20 protein-coding genes and 1 rRNA gene are annotated in these 17,027 nt (G+C 49.1%); 1 reads left to right on the forward strand and 20 read right to left on the reverse strand.

What is annotated here, in order from left to right; translation table 11 throughout:
• Window positions 1–41: 41 nt before the first annotated feature.
• The 10 genes from glmU to metG form a co-directional block, all read right to left on the reverse strand.
• Window positions 42–1,397: a bifunctional UDP-N-acetylglucosamine diphosphorylase/glucosamine-1-phosphate N-acetyltransferase GlmU gene (glmU, locus tag KNP74_RS14385; RefSeq protein WP_214764670.1), complete on the reverse strand. Its 1,356-nt coding sequence runs from the start codon at window positions 1,395–1,397 to the stop codon at window positions 42–44.
• 185 nt (window positions 1,398–1,582) lie between these two features.
• The gene (gene spoVG / locus KNP74_RS14390; protein WP_034781793.1) at window positions 1,583–1,882 is read right to left on the reverse strand and encodes a septation regulator SpoVG; all 300 of its coding nucleotides are present in this window, start codon (window positions 1,880–1,882) and stop codon (window positions 1,583–1,585) included.
• A 135-nt stretch (window positions 1,883–2,017) separates the two neighbouring features.
• On the reverse strand, window positions 2,018–2,842 hold the full coding sequence (gene purR, locus KNP74_RS14395; RefSeq protein WP_114165389.1) for a pur operon repressor: 825 nt from the start codon (window positions 2,840–2,842) through the stop codon (window positions 2,018–2,020).
• Window positions 2,843–2,915: 73 nt separating this feature from the next.
• Entirely contained in the window at window positions 2,916–3,779 is an 864-nt protein-coding gene (gene ispE, locus KNP74_RS14400; protein ID WP_214764671.1) for a 4-(cytidine 5'-diphospho)-2-C-methyl-D-erythritol kinase, read from the reverse strand.
• Window positions 3,780–3,879: 100 nt separating this feature from the next.
• A complete protein-coding gene (locus tag KNP74_RS14405; protein ID WP_021065751.1) occupies window positions 3,880–4,116 on the reverse strand; it encodes a Veg family protein in 237 nt (78 codons plus the stop codon).
• An 82-nt stretch (window positions 4,117–4,198) separates the two neighbouring features.
• Window positions 4,199–5,077 carry a 16S rRNA (adenine(1518)-N(6)/adenine(1519)-N(6))-dimethyltransferase RsmA gene (rsmA, locus tag KNP74_RS14410; protein WP_214764672.1) on the reverse strand — a complete coding sequence of 293 codons (879 nt, stop codon included), beginning with the start codon at window positions 5,075–5,077 and terminating at the stop codon, window positions 4,199–4,201.
• Complete coding sequence (gene rnmV, locus KNP74_RS14415; protein ID WP_214764673.1) at window positions 5,074–5,634, reverse strand: ribonuclease M5; 561 nt, start codon at window positions 5,632–5,634, stop codon at window positions 5,074–5,076. Before rnmV ends, rsmA begins: the two co-directional genes overlap by 4 nt.
• Window positions 5,627–6,934, reverse strand: coding sequence for a 3D domain-containing protein (locus KNP74_RS14420; protein WP_214764674.1), 1,308 nt, complete (start codon window positions 6,932–6,934; stop codon window positions 5,627–5,629). The genes rnmV and KNP74_RS14420 overlap by 8 nt, the downstream gene beginning before the upstream one ends.
• The gene (locus KNP74_RS14425; RefSeq protein WP_214764676.1) at window positions 6,931–7,698 is read right to left on the reverse strand and encodes a TatD family hydrolase; all 768 of its coding nucleotides are present in this window, start codon (window positions 7,696–7,698) and stop codon (window positions 6,931–6,933) included. The genes KNP74_RS14420 and KNP74_RS14425 overlap by 4 nt, the downstream gene beginning before the upstream one ends.
• 53 nt (window positions 7,699–7,751) lie before the next feature.
• Window positions 7,752–9,713: a methionine--tRNA ligase gene (metG, locus tag KNP74_RS14430; protein WP_214712703.1), complete on the reverse strand. Its 1,962-nt coding sequence runs from the start codon at window positions 9,711–9,713 to the stop codon at window positions 7,752–7,754.
• A 329-nt stretch (window positions 9,714–10,042) separates the two neighbouring features.
• On the opposite strand from metG, the gene KNP74_RS14435 reads away from it, so the two are divergent.
• Window positions 10,043–10,336, forward strand: coding sequence for a transition state genes transcriptional regulator AbrB (locus KNP74_RS14435; protein WP_012727742.1), 294 nt, complete (start codon window positions 10,043–10,045; stop codon window positions 10,334–10,336).
• 16 nt (window positions 10,337–10,352) lie between these two features.
• Here the strand turns inward: KNP74_RS14435 and rsmI are convergent, their stop codons facing one another.
• The 10 genes from rsmI to rrf all read right to left on the reverse strand — a co-directional run.
• The gene (gene rsmI, locus KNP74_RS14440) at window positions 10,353–11,222 is read right to left on the reverse strand and encodes a 16S rRNA (cytidine(1402)-2'-O)-methyltransferase (RefSeq protein ID WP_214764677.1); all 870 of its coding nucleotides are present in this window, start codon (window positions 11,220–11,222) and stop codon (window positions 10,353–10,355) included.
• The gene (locus tag KNP74_RS14445) at window positions 11,194–11,472 is read right to left on the reverse strand and encodes a GIY-YIG nuclease family protein (protein ID WP_034781773.1); all 279 of its coding nucleotides are present in this window, start codon (window positions 11,470–11,472) and stop codon (window positions 11,194–11,196) included. The genes rsmI and KNP74_RS14445 overlap by 29 nt, the downstream gene beginning before the upstream one ends.
• Window positions 11,465–12,199, reverse strand: coding sequence for a tRNA1(Val) (adenine(37)-N6)-methyltransferase (locus KNP74_RS14450; protein WP_214764678.1), 735 nt, complete (start codon window positions 12,197–12,199; stop codon window positions 11,465–11,467). Before KNP74_RS14450 ends, KNP74_RS14445 begins: the two co-directional genes overlap by 8 nt.
• 65 nt (window positions 12,200–12,264) lie before the next feature.
• Complete coding sequence (gene yabA, locus KNP74_RS14455) at window positions 12,265–12,600, reverse strand: DNA replication initiation control protein YabA (protein WP_034781768.1); 336 nt, start codon at window positions 12,598–12,600, stop codon at window positions 12,265–12,267.
• Window positions 12,601–12,623: 23 nt separating this feature from the next.
• Window positions 12,624–13,454: a PSP1 domain-containing protein gene (locus KNP74_RS14460; RefSeq protein ID WP_214764679.1), complete on the reverse strand. Its 831-nt coding sequence runs from the start codon at window positions 13,452–13,454 to the stop codon at window positions 12,624–12,626.
• 6 nt (window positions 13,455–13,460) lie between these two features.
• Window positions 13,461–14,471, reverse strand: coding sequence for a DNA polymerase III subunit delta' (locus KNP74_RS14465; RefSeq protein ID WP_371816344.1), 1,011 nt, complete (start codon window positions 14,469–14,471; stop codon window positions 13,461–13,463).
• The gene (locus KNP74_RS14470; RefSeq protein WP_029594397.1) at window positions 14,471–14,800 is read right to left on the reverse strand and encodes a cyclic-di-AMP receptor; all 330 of its coding nucleotides are present in this window, start codon (window positions 14,798–14,800) and stop codon (window positions 14,471–14,473) included. Before KNP74_RS14470 ends, KNP74_RS14465 begins: the two co-directional genes overlap by 1 nt.
• On the reverse strand, window positions 14,800–15,438 hold the full coding sequence (tmk, locus tag KNP74_RS14475) for a dTMP kinase (RefSeq protein ID WP_214764680.1): 639 nt from the start codon (window positions 15,436–15,438) through the stop codon (window positions 14,800–14,802). Before tmk ends, KNP74_RS14470 begins: the two co-directional genes overlap by 1 nt.
• A 2-nt stretch (window positions 15,439–15,440) precedes the next feature.
• Complete coding sequence (locus tag KNP74_RS14480) at window positions 15,441–16,862, reverse strand: aminotransferase class I/II-fold pyridoxal phosphate-dependent enzyme (RefSeq protein ID WP_251130208.1); 1,422 nt, start codon at window positions 16,860–16,862, stop codon at window positions 15,441–15,443.
• Between the two features lie 85 nt (window positions 16,863–16,947).
• A 5S ribosomal RNA gene (gene rrf / locus KNP74_RS15135) occupies window positions 16,948–17,027 on the reverse strand; the annotation flags it as partial.

Raw genomic sequence — 17,027 nt, forward strand, 5'->3', positions numbered from 1 at the left:
AGGATTCTCCTCCATCGTTTTCCATAATAATAGGCAGCAACTTATCGTTTCGTGTAACCTTCTATATTTGTTTGGCGTTCGCGTGCAATCGCAAGCGCCTCTTCAGGAACGTCATCCGTGATCGTCGAACCGGCTGCTACAATTGAGCCTTTCCCGACTTTCACCGGAGCAATCAAGTTCACATTGCAGCCGACGAATGCATCGGCTTCGACGACCGTTTCGAACTTGTTCTTGCCGTCATAGTTGACCGTGATCGAGCCACAGCCGAGGTTGACTCGTTCCCCGATCGAAGCATCTCCGATATAGCTGAGATGTGATGCTTTCGCACCGTCTCCGAACGTTGATTTTTTGATTTCCACGAAGTTACCGACGCGCGTATTCGCGCCGAGGACTGCTTGTTGACGAAGGTGGGCGAACGGCCCGACCTGTGCTTCAGTTCCGACACGGCTGTCACTCACGACCGATTGACGAACCGTCGCACCGTCTTCGATGACGCTATTGCGGATATCTGAATTTGGACCAATCACGCACTCTGAACCGATAATCGTTTTCCCGAGAATGACCGTCCCTGGATAGATGATCGTATCCGAACCGATGACGGCATCTGGTGAGATGTATGTCGAAGCTGCATCCATGAATGTGACACCTTCACGCATGAGACGTTCGTTCGTCCGCTTGCGCATGACCGCTTCAGCTTGTGAAAGAGCGACACGGTCGTTGACGCCGATCGTTTCATCGAATGTCGGCGCCGTGTGTGCTGCCACGACTTCGCCTGCTTCTTTCGCAATCGAGATGACGTCCGGCAAGTAGTACTCACCTTGAGCGTTGTTGTTCCCGACTTGCTTCAATGCATCAAACAAGAGCTCGTTATCGAACACGTACGTGCCTGTGTTGATTTCACGAATTTCTAGTTCAGTGTCAGACGCATCTTTATGCTCGACGACTTTTGTGACGTTTCCGTCTTCCCCACGGATGACGCGACCATATCCTGTCGCATCGTCAGCGATGGCTGTCAGTACTGTCACTTTCGCTTGCTGGGCTTCATGATGAGCCAACAGCGCCTCGAGCGTTTCCGCTGTCAACAGTGGTGTGTCGCCGCAAACGACGAGCGTTGCGCCCGGTTTGCCTGCGAGTTCGCTTTCTGCCATCTGCACTGCATGACCTGTCCCGAGCTGTTCTTCTTGGACCGCATATTCCACGCGTGAGCCCAACGTCTCTTGTACCGCTTCAGCCCCATGGCCGACGATGACGATTTGACGACTGACCCCGATTTTGTCGAGTTGATCGACGACGTGTTCGACCATCGGTTTTCCGAGGACCGGATGAAGCACTTTATATAGCTTCGACTTCATGCGGGTCCCTTTACCTGCTGCCAAAATGACTGCAAAACGATCCATTCTTGATTCGCTCCTATCTCATATCGACTGTAATGTACTCAATTGTTCGGTTTTCTTCTACATTCAAATCTTATTTACACCGTATCTACTATATCGAAACCGTGACGTGGTTTCAACCGTTGTAACCATTCGTAACCAATGAAACGTAAAAAGGCAGCGGAAGGGTCCCCATCCGCTGTCAAAGATTACTCATTCATGGCATTGTATCGTGCTTGCGTCTCGGCAATAGCGACGTCCTCTTGGCCGTACGCCTCTAGAACAGCCGCCTCGACTTTTTGACGCATATCTCCATTAATCGGGTGAGCGATATCGCGGAAAATCCCTTCTGGCGTCCGCTTGCTCGGCATCGCTACGAAAAGACCGGTACTCCCTTCAATGATTCGAAGATCGTGTACCACAAATTCATGGTCGAGTGTAATGGAGGCCAGTGCCTTCATTCTACCTTCCGTCGCGACTTTGCGAATTTTTACGTCTGTGATCTGCATGTTTCGCATCCCCTTTTCATCGTTGTCTAGACCGTGGTGTACCTTCTAAAAGGTTGAGATGATTCCAAGCGAACCGATTGACTTCGTACGAATCTTATACCCTTTCATCATAAAACGAAATCAAATTTTTGCCAATCACTTTAAGAACTGTTCGACGTTTCCTCGCGAAATGGTGACGAGTCCTTCATCCGAATCGACGTTCGTCAATTTCATCAAACTGACGTATTCGCTTACCATCTTCTTCTCGGCGCCTTCCGCTTCCATGAGGACACCGACACCCGCGAGGTTCGCCTCGAACTCATTCAAGAGACTCATCATCCCGCGAATCGTACCGCCCGCTTTCATGAAATCGTCAATCAACAAGACGTTCGCGCCACGCGGCAAGCTGCGACGAGCGAGCGCCATCGTGCGAATCGCCTTTGACGAGCCTGATACGTAGTTGATGCTGACCGTCGAACCTTCGGTGACACGACTGTCAGAACGAACGATGACGAACGGGACACCAAGTTGCTCGGCGACAGCGTACGCGAGCGGAATCCCTTTTGTCGCGATCGTCATGACGACGTCAACTTTACGATCGGCGAACACAGAGGCGAAGACTTGCCCCATCGGCTTCACTTGACGCGGGTTCCCGAGGACATCTGTCAAATAGAGATAGCCTCCCGGAAGCAACCGTTCCGGTTTCGACAATTGCTCACATAGGCCGTCAATCATCGAGAGCGACTTTTCCTTGCTCCAGCCTGGAATGAACATGACGCCGCCGGCTGCCCCTGGCACTGTGACGAGTTTTCCCGTGCCATCATGCGAAAGCATTTCACTGACGATGACCAAATCTTCACTGATGGATGATTTGGCTGCTTTATAACGACTCGAAAACATCGATAATGAGACGAGCTGGTGTGGATGGTCCAGCAAATAACGGGTCATATCGACTAGACGACCACTTCTACGAATTTTCATACGGATTCCCCTTCACTTCTTCAATAATAGACGAATGTTCTAAACAGAATATATCATTCTCATTCGTCTTTGTTCAATGTTTTTTGCCGAGAATCCGAACGACGAACACTTCAGAACAAAATCCCTTCAGTCCATTATAGACACGATGTGCTTTTTGCTCGTGCTCAATCAATGCGAATACCGTTGGACCGCTGCCGCTCATGAGGACACCATCTGCTCCGCAGTGCAGCATCGTCTCTTTGATTTGGCGAACTTCCGGATGAAGTTCGAGAGTGACCGCCTCGAGGGCGTTTCCGAGATGTGAGCAGATGCCAGCGAAATTTCGATCCCGAATCGCCGTGACCATCGCCTCGGTGTTCGGATGCACAATCTTCTCCATCTGCACGGCACGATAGACGTCAGCCGTCGACACTCCGATTTTCGGCTTCGCCAATACGACGTAGCACGGCGGCGGTGACGGAATCGTCTCCAGCTGTTCGCCGCGTCCGCGCGCGATGGCAGTTCCTCCCATGACACAAAACGATACGTCCGATCCGACGGCGGCTCCGAGTTCGGCCAACTCTTCTAACGAGAGGCCAAGGTCGAACAATTCGTTCATACCCCGAAGTGTAGCCGCCGCATCGCTCGAGCCGCCAGCTAACCCTGCCGCCACTGGGATTTGCTTATCTAATACAATTTCGACACCCTGTTTGATATTGAATCGCTTCCGTAACAGCTCAGCCGCACGATAAGCCAAATTTCGATGGTCGTTCGGCACGTAGGCATGCTCGGACTGAATCCGAATCTCATCTGTATCGAGCACAGTCAATTCTAACCGGTCCGATAAGTCTACTGTCGTCATTACCATTTCCACTTCATGATAGCCATCTGTCCGCTTCCCGAGGACATCGAGCGTCAAGTTGATTTTTGCCGGCGCTTTCACACTGATCGTGCGCATATCGTTCACCCTTCCCATGTATCTCCTGTTCGCCATTGTACCGTAAACGAGCGCACAAAAAAAGAAGCAGCTGCCAATGCATCCGCCCCTCATTTATCGTTCAATTACTGAATTCAATTTTAACTGTATCCGTTAGGACATCAGCGTAGCTATATGAGACACGTTCCACGTTATGATGGTCTTCATCCAATTTGACGACGAACACCGCGGGATACGTCTCAACGAGCGTTCCAAACCGAGTAACGACTTTCTTACGACCGCCGTTTGCTTTCAACGTCAATCGTTCTCCAACATGCGATTCGAGTTTCTGTCTGATTTCTTGCAACGTCTTTGGCATACGCTTCACCTCACTGTTACAAGTATAACACATTCAAAAACGAAAATAAAGATTAATATTATATCGATTCGTTATCCGGTCGTCAACTGTTTTTAAGTGGTAAAATTGTGTCAGCTAACCGTGCAAACTCCTCAAGCGAAAGCGTTTCGCCTCGCCGTTTCGGGTCGATTCCGGCTTCACCTAAAAACTGTTCGATTTCCATTTTTTTGTCTTTCCCGAGGTGATTCGTCAAGTTATTTAAGATCGTTTTTCGACGTTGTGCGAAACTGGCCCGGGCAAGCTCGAAGAAGAAGGCTTCATCTTTCACGTCGACCGCCGGTTTGGGACGCATCTTCAACGTGATGACCGCTGAATCGACGTTCGGGGCCGGCATGAACACGCTTTTTGGAACAATAAAGCTCACGTTCGCCTCCGCGTAATATTGGATCGCAATCGAGAGAGAGCCGTATGCTTTCGTCCCAGGCTTCGCTCCAATGCGCTCGGCAACTTCTTTTTGAATCATCATGACGAGTGAACGGAACTTGATTTGGCTTTCCAGTAAGCGCATGATAATCGGCGTCGTCACATAATACGGCAAGTTCGCCACAACCGAGATGTCTTCGATTCCTTGACTGAAAAACTCACGCTCGACGATGTCTTGAATATCGAGCTCGAGGGCATCGCCGTGGATGACATGCACATGTGGATAAGGAGACATCGTATCTTCCAGAATCGGAAGCAGACGTTGGTCGATTTCGAGGGCGACGACCTTTTTAGCCCGCTTGGCAGACTGTTCCGTCAATGACCCGATGCCGGGACCGATTTCAAGAACCCCGCTCGCCTCTCCCAGCTCCGCGGCATCCACGATTTTATTCAAAATATTTAAATCAATTAAAAAGTTCTGCCCAAGCGACTTTTTGAAAGAGAAGCCGTGACGTTCTAGAATTGATTTCGTGCGTTGGATTGTTGCAATGTCTTTCAATGATTTTCCTCCTCTAACTGAGCCAGTGCCCGTTCCCATTCCTCAATCGTGACCCGTAACGCTTCCACGCGCTTTACAAACTGTTTGGCGTTCGGTTCACCGATTCGGAGTAACACGCCGAGCCGTTTACGACGGCGCGCAGCGTCCGTTCCGCCAATCAAATCGGCTTCGAGCACCATCTGGCGGGTGACGAGTGGCATGTCAGTCTCAACTCGCTGTTCATACACCGCTTCGAGTACACGGCGAATCGTTGCCGGTGAAGCATGTTCGACCCCAATCTTGCCACGTTTATCTTTCGCTTCGGCCCGAGGTAAATAGGCATGCTTACATCCTTTAACCTGCTCCTCGACGATGGCCCGGATTCGGTCACCCGGGTAGTCTGGGTCCGTCAAAATGATAACGCCGCGCGTTTCTTGGGCGCGTTTGATTCGTTCGATCGTCTGTTTCGAGACGGCAGATCCGTTCGTTTCAATCGTATCGACGTCATATACTTCTTGAAGCCGCGTCGTGTCATCTCGACCTTCGACGACAATCACCTCTTGTATTTTTTCACGCATCATCGTTTCCTTCTTTCTCTTCTTGCTTCGGGATAACCCAAATCGTGAGCGGCTGACGCCCAAACGTTACCGCTTCTTCTTTCGTGTCCATCATCAAGTCAATTTTATGACCTTTGATCGCACTGCCTGTATCTAAAGCAATCGCCATGCCAAACCCTTCAACGTACACACGTGTGCCAAGAGGAATAATAGCGGGGTCGACAGCAATGATTCGCATCCCTTCATACAAAATCGTATCCGTCACATCATAACCACTACGGGTCAGAACCCTGTCATCAAATGTGACCGTGTCTTCTGCATTGTTCGTATACGCGGTCGCTTCGACGAGAAGTTGTTTCGCGGAAGTGAAGTCCAGCGCATCCTCGGCACGCGGTGTCTCTTCAATCTTAATCTCCGCCTCGTCTCGAAACGGACTCGACGGTTCGGTCGTGGCGGTCGTTTCTTGATTCGTTGCCGGTTCAATCTCCGGTTCGGCCACGACTTTCGTCCCACGTTTAATGATTTGAGGGCGTACGCTTTGTAGCGTTTCCACGCTCGTTTCGGTCCGATTTGTAATTGTACCATTTTCCACTGTCAGTGCATACCGCGTCCGTTCGAGTCCCGGGATGCCGACTTGCACGACTTCGGTCTCTCCAAATTCGAGCGTATCGTCCTCTTCCATGACGATTTCAAACGGGATGAGACGACTCTCATATTGTACGACGTCTCGACTCACATTGACGCTGATGGTCATTCCATCCCGTACCGGTGTCGTGAGAGCCGGGACGACCGTATCTTGGTCAGAAACCGTCACATTCGCCTCCCGTAACGCCTGTTCGACAGTTTGAGCCATCGTATACAAGGTCTTCGCCTCGTCCCCGACGATGACATCGAGGGCGACGACAGGCTGGTAGCGAATCGTCATCCCTGATGTGACCGGTGCACGTACGCCCGGGTACACGTCGTCCCCTTCGCGTACACTCACTCCATAACGAAGCAACACGTCTTTGACGGTCCGTTCACGCGTCTCGATCGTCTCGACCTGGCCATAACCGATTTGAAGCGACACGGTACGAGCTCGTTCGATATGAATCACTCGATCCGTCGGGACGTCGGCACTTAAGGCGGGAGTCACCATATCCGCCTCGTCGATCACGATACCGGTCTCGTCAAGCACTTCTAGCACCGAATCGCCGCGGCTTTCATGCACGGTTGTCACGCCGTCGTCGACGATGGTGATCGGTTCAGGCTGCATCGCCATATAGGCGAACACTGCCGTCGCTACCACACCAATACTCAAGATGATGCGCCTGAACATCATGGGAGACGGAATAGGCGCTTCGCATTAGCGGTCGTTGCTTCAGCGAGCGCGTCATAGGACATGTCACGAAGCGATGCAATCTCTTCGGCGACGTACGTGACGTAAGCGGGTTCGTTCCGTTTACCACGGAACGGCGTCGGCGTTAAATACGGGCAGTCCGTCTCGACAAGGAGCCGATCGAGCGGGACTTGTTGCGCCACCGCCTTCGGGACTTTAGCGTTTTTGAACGTCACCGGTCCTCCGAGAGAGATATAGAAGTTCAAGCGCAGACAGCGCTCCAACAATTCGACGGACATGCTGTAACTATGGAACACGCCGCCTACCTCTTCGGCATGTTCTTCCTCTAAAATATCGAGCACGTCGGCTGTCGCTTCCCGATTATGAATCACGATGGGCATGTTCGTCCGCTTCGCGATAACGATCTGCTGCCGGAACACGCGTTGTTGGACATCTTTCTCCGACTTGTCCCAATGGTAATCGAGACCGATTTCCCCGAGCGCCATCACTTTCGGATGAGCCATTAGCGTCTCGATTCTCTTCAAATCAGCATCCGTACAATCGACGGCATCAACCGGATGCCACCCAACGATGGCATAGATATCCTCATACGTTTCCGCGAGCTCGATTGCCCGCGTGATTGTCGGGTTATCGAATCCGACGACGAGCATCGGGGAAACGCCCGCGGCACGAGCCCGCTCGATCGTCGCCTCGACATCCTCATTGAACTGCTCGGCATTGATATGGGTATGCGTATCAATCAACATGGTGCTTCCTCCTTATATAGACAAAGAGGGAGACCGAAGTCTCCCCCAAACGATTATTTGACGACGGCCCCGTTCGGCATATTCTCAGATACGGTCGCAAGCTCAAGCTTGCCGTCTTTATCAGCCGCTAAAATCATCCCTTGTGACAACTCGCCACGTAGTTTGACCGGCTTCAAATTGGCGACGACGATGACTTTCTTCCCGACCAAGTCTTCTGGCGCATACCATTCGGCAATGCCTGAGACGATTTGACGTGTCTCGCTCCCAAGGTCGACTTGGAGCTTCAACAGCTTCTTCGCCTTCTTGATTTTATCGGCCTCGACGATTTGACCGACACGGAACTCGACTTGGTCAAAGACGTCAATCGTGATTTCTGGACGGACGTCCTCATCCTCAGCATCGCTCGCCTCCACTTCGGCTTCCTCGACACGTGCTTTCGATGCTTGACGCATCATTTCCTGAATTGCATCGATCTCTTCTTTTACATCACGACGTGGGAAAATCGGTGTCCCGTCGGTGACGACCGCTCCATCGAAGGCCGCAAACGTATCGAGCGCTTCCCATGACATGTCTTTACCTTCAAGACCGAGCTGGCGGAACATTTCTTTTGGTGCCCGTGTCATGAACGGTTGAATCATGACCGCCACATGGCGAAGTACGCCGGCCAGATGCGTCATCACGGATGCGAGTTCACCACGCTTCGCTTCGTCCTTCGCAAGGACCCACGGTTGCGTCTCATCGATATATTTATTGGCACGGCTCACGAGTTGCCAAATGCTTGTGAGCGCGACGGAAAACTCCATGTGTTCCATGGCCGCTTCCGTCTTCTCTGTCGTCTCATTGACAACTTGAAGAAGCGAGGCATCAAACGCTGTTACGTTGCCCGCATAAGCAGGGATCTCGCCATCGAAATACTTCTTAATCATGGCCACGGTCCGGTTGAGCAGGTTACCGAGGTCATTGGCAAGGTCAAAATTCAAGCGATCCACAAACGCTTCCGGTGTGAACGTGCCGTCCGCTCCGAATGGAACTTCACGAAGAAGATAGTAGCGGAGTGAGTCGAGTCCGTAGCGATCGATCAGTGGAATCGGGTCGACGACGTTGCCTTTTGATTTCGACATTTTGCCGTCTTTCATGAGCAACCAACCATGTGCGAAAACTTGTTTCGGTAATGGAAGGTCTAGCGCCATGAGCAACGCCGGCCAAATGATCGTATGGAACCGGACGATTTCTTTTCCGACCAAGTGCACGTCGGCTGGCCAATAGCGGTTGAACAACTCGTCGTTGTCCGACCCATAGCCGAGGGCAGAGATGTAATTCGTGAGAGCATCGACCCATACATACACGACGTGTTTCGGGTTCGATGGCACTTGGACACCCCAGTCAAACGTCGTCCGTGAGACGGCCAAGTCTTGGAGGCCCGGCTTCAAGAAGTTGTTGATCATCTCGGTTTTGCGCGATTCTGGCAAGATGAAGTCAGGGTGCGACTCGAAGTACTCGATTAAACGATTGGCGTACTTGCTGAGACGGAAGAAATAGCACTCTTCGCGTACAAGCTCGACCGGGTGACCGCTGTCAGGGCTCTTCCCATCAACGAGCTGTGACTCCGTGTAATACGTTTCATCAGGGATCGAATACCACCCTTCGTATTCACCGAGATAGATGTCATCGTTTTTCAGAAGCGTCTCGAATACGTGCTCGACGACGGCCTTGTGGCGGGCATCGGTCGTACGAATATAATCATCGTATGAGATTTCAAGACGGTCCCATAACACTTTGATGTCTTTAACGACTTCGTCGACAAACGCTTGCGGCGTCACGCCAGCTTCTTTCGCTTTTTCCTGAATTTTTTGACCGTGCTCGTCTGTTCCCGTCAAATAACGGACGTCAAATCCTTTCAGACGCTTATAACGTGCGATTGCATCGCCAGCCACCGTCGTATAGGCGTGACCGATGTGTAGTTTGGCACTCGGATAGTAAATCGGAGTCGTAATATAAAAAGTAGGCTTCGCCATTGTATGTTCTCCATCCTTTCGACATTTGCAATTTCCATTATACACGGTTCGACAAAAGAATTTCCAAACCAATTGTTTGGAATTATTTTGTTATTACCTCATAAAAAATGTTCCAAAAAAACCCTTTCTTTGTTTCATATCCTAACTTTCGGGGAATTTTAGGTATATATCGTTCTTATATCGCCAATTTTCGAAAATGTAGATTTCCAATAGTAAGCAGTTGACTGCAATTGGAAAGTTTAGTATGCTTTTTGCTGTAGTAACATTGTCGAATTTTGACGACTCATGTCACCAAGAGATTTCGACACCATTGGAGGAGGAAACACAAAATGAAATCTACAGGTATCGTTCGGAAAGTTGATGAGCTCGGTCGTGTCGTCATTCCAATCGAATTGCGCCGCACACTCGGGATCGCTGAGAAAGACGCTCTTGAAATCTACGTCGACAACGATCAAATCGTGTTGAAAAAATACAAACCAAACATGACTTGCCAAGTGACGGGCGAAGTATCGGATGACAACTTCAAGTTGGCTGACGGTAAATTGATCCTTTCACCAGAAGGCGCACAACGCGTTCTCGTCGAGTTGAAAAACATGCTCGAAAACTACTACAGCGAAGAGTAAGCAAGGAATTCCTTGCTTACTCTTTTTTGTCGACTTGATGATAGGCGTCGTACACCTCGCCACGTGATAAACCGCGCTCTTTAGCAACTTGTTTGATAGCGGCGTTCGGCTTCAATCCGTCTTCGATATAACGATCGACGTGTTCGAGCGGCGATAACGCCTCCCACCAATCGTGTGTCGGTGCTATTTCCGTCGAACCAGCCACCATGACGACGAACTCACCACGTACCTCACCTTCACACCAAACAAGCGCTTCTTCTACCGTCCCGCGTAAAAACTCTTCAAACGTTTTCGTCAACTCTCGTCCGAGAACGAGTTGCCGATTGCCGAACGCGTCCTGAATCCCGGTCAGCATCTCTTTTAACCGATGTGGCGCTTCATAAAAAATGATGGTGCCCGGTTCATATTGCAAAGAAGATAACACATCGAGCCGCTCTTTCTTTTTACGTGGCAAGAATCCGTAATACAAAAACCGCTCGGTCGCAAGACCAGAGGCGACAAGAGCCGTCAATGCCGCGTTCGCTCCAGGAAGCACGACGACAGGGAGCTTCGCTTCAATGGCCAATCGCACGAGGTCGCTCCCCGGGTCCGAGATCCCCGGCATGCCCGCGTCTGAGACGACGGCGACTGATTTGCCGGCCTCGATGTCTTCGATTAAACGCGGGCCACTCACGTACTTATTGTGTTCATGGTAGCTGACTAGTTTCGTCTCAATGCCGAAATGGCGACAGAGCTTCATCGTTTGGCGTGTGTCTTCGGCCGCAATCAAATCAACTTCTCCTAGAATTCGAACCGCTCGATACGTCATGTCTTCTAGATTTCCAATCGGCGTCGGCACAACATAGAGCGTGGGCCCATCAGTCTGATAACTTTTCTGTGAGTTCATTACTCGTTCCCTCCATCAATTGCTGTTTTTGAGCCCGCGTGAGTTGTTTGATGGACCATTCGTACTGCATGGCTTCACGTTTGGTCGCAAACGACCTGACATATCGTAACGTCACCGGGAGACGCGCTCGCGTATATTTCGCACCTTTACCGCTGTTGTGCACGTCCATCCGCTTATCTACATCCGTCGTATATCCGGTATAGTATGTGCCATCGCTACACTCGAGAATATAGGCAAAGTGCTTACGCATCGAGGATGGCCCGCATGTCGCTCGTATACGTGTCATCTTCCTCATAAACGACAAACGGAGGTAAGATTGTGAGCCCTGCTTTTCCATCTTTCGACCCCTCTATTAAAAGTGTATTTGCGTCTCGGCCTTGTTTCGGGTAAACGAGTTGCATTCGTTTCGGTTCAATCCGATACGCCCGCATGAGCGTTAGAATATCGAGTAATCGCTCCGGTCGATGGACGAAGGCTACCTTCCCACCCGGTTTGACGAGTTGACTGGCTGAGCGGATACAGTCTTTTAACGTGCAAAGCACTTCATGACGTGCAATCGTATGATGTTCATTTTGATTACGGAGCGAAGTTTCGTTTGCTAAAAAATAAGGTGGGTTGCACGTGACAACGTCATAACGAGCATGCCCTAGTACGCTGGTCGCATGTTTCACATCGCCTTCAAGGATGTGCAGTCTGTCACTTAAATCGTTAACGGCAATGCTTCGATTCGCCATATCAACGAGACGGGGCTGGATTTCAAGTCCTGTCACCGTTCCTTTCGTCCGATACGATAAAAAGAGCGGAATAGCCCCCGTACCGGCGCATAAATCAACGAGTCTTCCTTTTTGAATCGGGACCCACACAAATTCAGCCAGCAACACCGCATCCAATGAAAACGAAAATACATCATCACTTTGAATGATTTTTCCGGGACGTCCTAACAAATCATCAAGACGTTCACCTTGTTTTACAGTCACGCCATTTCCCTCCTACATAACGTACAAAGGCGACGGACGAGTATATACCCGTCTATCGCCCCTTATTAATGTTTATTTAGCATTGACATACAGAAGAGACAATCCCCGTCTTTCCTGACTTGTCCATAGTGCAAATTGCAGATATGAAACCCTTCTTGGTATAACGCCGCCAAGTTATTTTGTCCTTTTCCAGACAAGGCAATTTGAGGATCTCCGTTAGGTGTCTCGACTTCTGCGAGTTGTTCTACTTTTTCGCGCAGATGATGGTTCTCGAGATACATGTGTTGGTTTTCTTCGAGCAAATAGGCGAGTTGCTCTTTGAGCACCCCTAAATGCTCCGTCAACAATTGCATCTGTTGCTCGATCGCATCGACCCGCATCATGACTTCCTTTTTATCCATTCTTTCCACTGCTCAGCACCCCATCACTGTTTCGACGGTTTTCGTTTGACTGCACCGACTTCGACGAGTTCGTCGATTGTATACGTCACAACACGGGTCCGATCATTCAACTCGACTTGAATCAATTGATCCAAGATGTTGAGACCGATGACACGTCCGTCACCTTCTGGAATTTTGATTCGTTTTCCGACGTCTGGCAAATCCCGCTTTAATTCTTCATACGTATCGTTCTCGTATTTTAGACAGCACATGAGACGACCGCATACACCGGAGATCTTGTTCGGGTTCAAGGATAGGTTCTGATCCTTGGCCATCTTAATGGATACCGGTTCAAATTCCCCTAAGAACGAGGAGCAACACAACACACGGCCACAAGGTCCAATTCCGCTCAGCAGTTTCGCTTCATCTCGAACTCCGATTTGGCGAAGCTCGATTCGAGTCCGAAACACACTCGCTAAATCTTTAACGAGCTCACGGAAATCAACACGGCCTTCTGCCGTGAAATAAAAGATGACTTTATTACGATCGAATGTATACTCAACATCTACTAACTTCATCTCAAGTCGATGTTCACGAATTTTTTCTTCACAGACGGCGTGAGCGTCAAAAGCGGCCAATCGATTATCTTGTACGATTTCGGCATCTTTTGAATCAGCGACACGAAGGATTGTCTTTAGCGGTAAAACCACTTCGTCTTCACCTAGTTGTTTACCAACTTGGACGATTTCACCGTACTCGATGCCTCGTACCGTCTCTACGATGACATGGTCCCCACGTTCAAGCGTTGCTTCGCCTGGTGAAAAGTAATAGATTTTTCCCGCTTCTTTAAAACGGACTCCGACTACTTCAAGCACGCTCTCCTATCCTTTCTGCAAATCGAACGTTAACCGTTCGAACGTTAATTGAGGATTGACGTTTGCCTCTAGTCGTCGAATCGCCTCATGGACAGATTCAATAGCATGGACGATTTTATGAACCGGACGATCTTTTACAAACGCGGTATATAGCGCTTGTTCTCTCGTAAACAACTCCGGGACATAGTCTGTTCGCACTTTGAAGTGGAGCGCTTGCTCCAACCAATTTCCGAACAGCTCGAGACCGACTCGCAATTCATTCCGCCCTTTAAAATGACCGAGCCATTTTTCTTGGGCGAATAAAAGCAATTCTTGCGGGCGTTTTGTCAATACTTCAACTAATTGTACCACTAGCCCATACGCCTGTACAAACCAGTCGTTGTGAAGCGCCTCACGCGCGTCTTCGAATTTCGGATATGTCTCTAAAGCAAGACGCGCTAAATCGCTCGTACATTGCACGTCTGCGACCAACGTTTCCACAAGCCGTTCTCGATCAATCGGTCGGAATACTAAATGCTGAGCTCGCGAACGAATCGTCGGTAAGAGAAGTTGTGGCTGAGTTGTTACCAAGATGGCTAGTTTCCCTACACCTGGCTCTTCAAAGAACTTCAATAGGCTGTTGGCGGCTTGTGGCGTCATCTTATGGGCTTGGTGAATCACATACACTTGACGGTCACCTTCTGCACCACGTAAAGACAAGTCACTCAATAACTGTTGCACCTGTTCTTTCTTAATGCTGGCTCCATCCGGTTCGACTTCCATGTAGTCGACAAGGTTTCCCGAATCCATTCGTCTACAGTTTCGACAGTTACCGCAGGGTTCTACCCCGTCAGGCGACTCGCAAAAAAGGGATTTCGCAAACAGCTGTGCCGTTTCAATCAAGTACGGTTCATAGTCACCTGAAAAGATATATGCATGACCGACCTTTTGAGCAACGATCGAGTTTTCAATCACTTTCGCAATAACCGTTTGAGATTTTGATAACTCCTGAAAACTCATGTTCGTGACCTTCCCCATTAAAACTGATGAAATCCTTCAATCGGCAAGACAAACACAGTCGCTCCGCCAACTTGGACTTCTACAGGATAAGGAATGTATGAATCAGCGTGTCCACCCATCGGTGAAATCGGCGTGATCATTTGATCCCTGCTCGAGCAGTTTGATTTGATTAACGCAAGTAGGTCATCTAACCGCTCTTTCGGTACACCAATCATAAACGTGGTGTTTCCTTCTTTCAAAAAACCTCCCGTTGTGGCTAATTTCGTTGCACGGAAGTCCTCTTCAATCAAAGCATCTGATAAGCGGGCACTGTCCTTATCATGTACAATCGCGATTACCATCTTCATCATTGCATCACTCCTCTTTCTTTTAATCGTTCTAACGTAATATCTAACACTTCATCCTGAATGGTTTCAATCGAGGCGTTCGCATCAATACGTACCATTCGTTCTGGATGTTGCTCTAATAATATTTGAAATCCTTCGTATACGCGTTGATGGAAAGACTCATCACGGCTCTCGATTCGATCTAATTGGCCTCTATCTTTCATGCGATGGCTCGCTTGATCCGGGGTCAAGTCAAAGAGAAACGTCAAATCTGGTTTGATCCCAGCAGTCGCCCAGTCGTTTAACGACAAAATTTGTGACAAATCATATTGGAGCCCATAGCCTTGATACGCAATCGAGGCATCCACAAATCGATCACATACGACAACTGCTCCACGGCGGAGAGCCGGTCGAATCACTTGATCAATGTTTTGAGCTCGGGATGCGGCATAGAGCATCATTTCGACTCGAGGCGTCATCTCATCATGTTCTGGCGAGAGCAAGACTTCTCGAATACTGTTTCCGACCTTCGTTCCCCCTGGCTCTCGGGTGACGACCACTTCATACCCTTGTTCAGTCAATGACTGAACTAACAATTGTAGCTGTGTTGTTTTCCCAGAACCATCTGGTCCTTCCACAGTAATAAACATACCTTTCACGCTTAAAACTCCTCTACGATAACATCAATTTGTTTCATCATAACATGTCTACTTGCCTGCAGGTTCCGTCCTAATGAAATCCATTCATTCAAAACTCGGATTTTCTCGTCTGTGATGACTTCTCCTCTTAGAATCCAGGGAATCCCCGGCGGATACGGAATAACGGTCTCTGCCGCAACAGAACCAATCGCTTGCTCAAACGGTAGACGTTCAATATCAGCGTCGTCCGATATAGAACGCAACAACGAAACGCGTTCAGTCATCGGGTAAGGATAGATTGTCTCATCTTCAACAATGAGCGGGACGTGCTGCGATGCATTTTTAATCAGTTTGACCCAATGTTGAATCTCTTGGCTTTTTAATTCCCTTAACGGCAAGCAGAATAACACGTGATCTTCTGCAGCCAGTTCCACGTCAATACCGATTGACGCTAAATGCTGACTAAAGATCAGACCATTTTTAGGGTATGTTAACACAGTCATCTTAGTGAAGTCATCGCCCACTTTGATTGAAAACCCAGCACATCTCATTTCCATGATGAATGAAAAATGACTCGTTTGAATATGAGTCCAATCTCGGTCACTCAAGTTTTCGAGGTACTCTCGGGCGTAATCAAGCGAGGCCATAATCAAGTAAGATGGGCTAGATGTTTGGAAAGATGAAAGCGCATGAAAGAGACGTTTTTCATCGATTTCTTCTTTATAATGAATCCATGCCCCCATCGTGAGAGCGGGCAATGTTTTGTGGGCTGATTGTACGACTGCGCTAGCCCCCTCGAAGATAGCTGATCGCTTTGGAAATGTAGGATGAATCAAATGAGCGCCGTGTGCTTCATCTACTAATAGGGGAATACTTAACGGACGCAAGTAAGCACTGATTTGCTGAATGTTCGCCATGTCTCCGTAATAAGTGGGAGACGTTAGGAGAAGCGCTTTTCCTCCTGGATACTGCAAGACAGCATCCTGAATTGTTTCTAGTGAAATGACAGTAGGCAAACTACTTCCTCTGTCTAATTCCGGTGTGAGTAAAATCGGTTCTAAACCAAGCCACTCAATGGCGTTCCAAACCGATTTGTGGGAATTACGTTGTACATACACTCGTTCTCCCCGTTTTACGGTTGCTGCTAATAGACTCCAATTCCCTGCAGTAGAGCCGTTTACCAACCATTTGCTTTTACTCTGGTAAAGGGATCCTAATGCCTTTTCACCTTCTAAAATAATACCTTCCGCATGGTGTAAATCATCCAAGTGACCAAGCTCTGTTAAGTCATATGGCATAATTTTTTGGAAGGCCGTCGGAAGCTTTTCATCTCTCACCGTTCCATTGTGATGGCCAGGTACATGAAAAGAAACCCGTCCTTCTCGCACATGTTGCTCAAGCGTCTCCATAAATGTAAAAGGATTATGTTTAGGTTTTCGAGTCATTTAGACACCTTCCCATCCGAATTCAATACGACATATATATACAAAAAGAGACGACCAAGCGGATGCTTGATCGTCTTTCGCGTTGGCCTGGCAACGTCCTATCCTCACAGGGGGAGACCCCCAACTACTTTCGGCGCTGAAGCGCTTAACTTCCGTGTTCGGCAT

The sequence above is a fragment of the Exiguobacterium sp. s141 genome (assembly GCF_018618085.1).
Classification (GTDB): Bacteria; Bacillota; Bacilli; order Exiguobacteriales; family Exiguobacteriaceae; genus Exiguobacterium; species Exiguobacterium mexicanum_A.

Coding starts and splice junctions, on each gene's coding strand:
- glmU (WP_214764670.1), bottom strand. CDS start 1,397: ATGGATCGTTTTGCAGTCATTTTGGCAGCAGGTAAAGGGACCCGCATG.
- KNP74_RS14480 (WP_251130208.1), bottom strand. CDS start 16,862: ATGACTCGAAAACCTAAACATAATCCTTTTACATTTATGGAGACGCTT.
- KNP74_RS14425 (WP_214764676.1), bottom strand. CDS start 7,698: ATGTTGATTGATACGCATACCCATATCAATGCCGAGCAGTTCAATGAG.
- ispE (WP_214764671.1), bottom strand. CDS start 3,779: ATGCGCACGATCAGTGTGAAAGCGCCGGCAAAAATCAACTTGACGCTC.
- spoVG (WP_034781793.1), bottom strand. CDS start 1,882: ATGCAGATCACAGACGTAAAAATTCGCAAAGTCGCGACGGAAGGTAGA.
- KNP74_RS14420 (WP_214764674.1), bottom strand. CDS start 6,934: ATGATGTTCAGGCGCATCATCTTGAGTATTGGTGTGGTAGCGACGGCA.
- KNP74_RS14465 (WP_371816344.1), bottom strand. CDS start 14,471: ATGGGGAAGGTCACGAACATGAGTTTTCAGGAGTTATCAAAATCTCAA.
- KNP74_RS14405 (WP_021065751.1), bottom strand. CDS start 4,116: ATGCCAAAGACGTTGCAAGAAATCAGACAGAAACTCGAATCGCATGTT.
- metG (WP_214712703.1), bottom strand. CDS start 9,713: ATGGCGAAGCCTACTTTTTATATTACGACTCCGATTTACTATCCGAGT.
- KNP74_RS14435 (WP_012727742.1), top strand. CDS start 10,043: ATGAAATCTACAGGTATCGTTCGGAAAGTTGATGAGCTCGGTCGTGTC.
- yabA (WP_034781768.1), bottom strand. CDS start 12,600: ATGGATAAAAAGGAAGTCATGATGCGGGTCGATGCGATCGAGCAACAG.
- rsmI (WP_214764677.1), bottom strand. CDS start 11,222: ATGAACTCACAGAAAAGTTATCAGACTGATGGGCCCACGCTCTATGTT.
- rnmV (WP_214764673.1), bottom strand. CDS start 5,634: ATGCGTGAAAAAATACAAGAGGTGATTGTCGTCGAAGGTCGAGATGAC.
- purR (WP_114165389.1), bottom strand. CDS start 2,842: ATGAAAATTCGTAGAAGTGGTCGTCTAGTCGATATGACCCGTTATTTG.
- KNP74_RS14445 (WP_034781773.1), bottom strand. CDS start 11,472: ATGCGTAAGCACTTTGCCTATATTCTCGAGTGTAGCGATGGCACATAC.
- KNP74_RS14470 (WP_029594397.1), bottom strand. CDS start 14,800: ATGAAGATGGTAATCGCGATTGTACATGATAAGGACAGTGCCCGCTTA.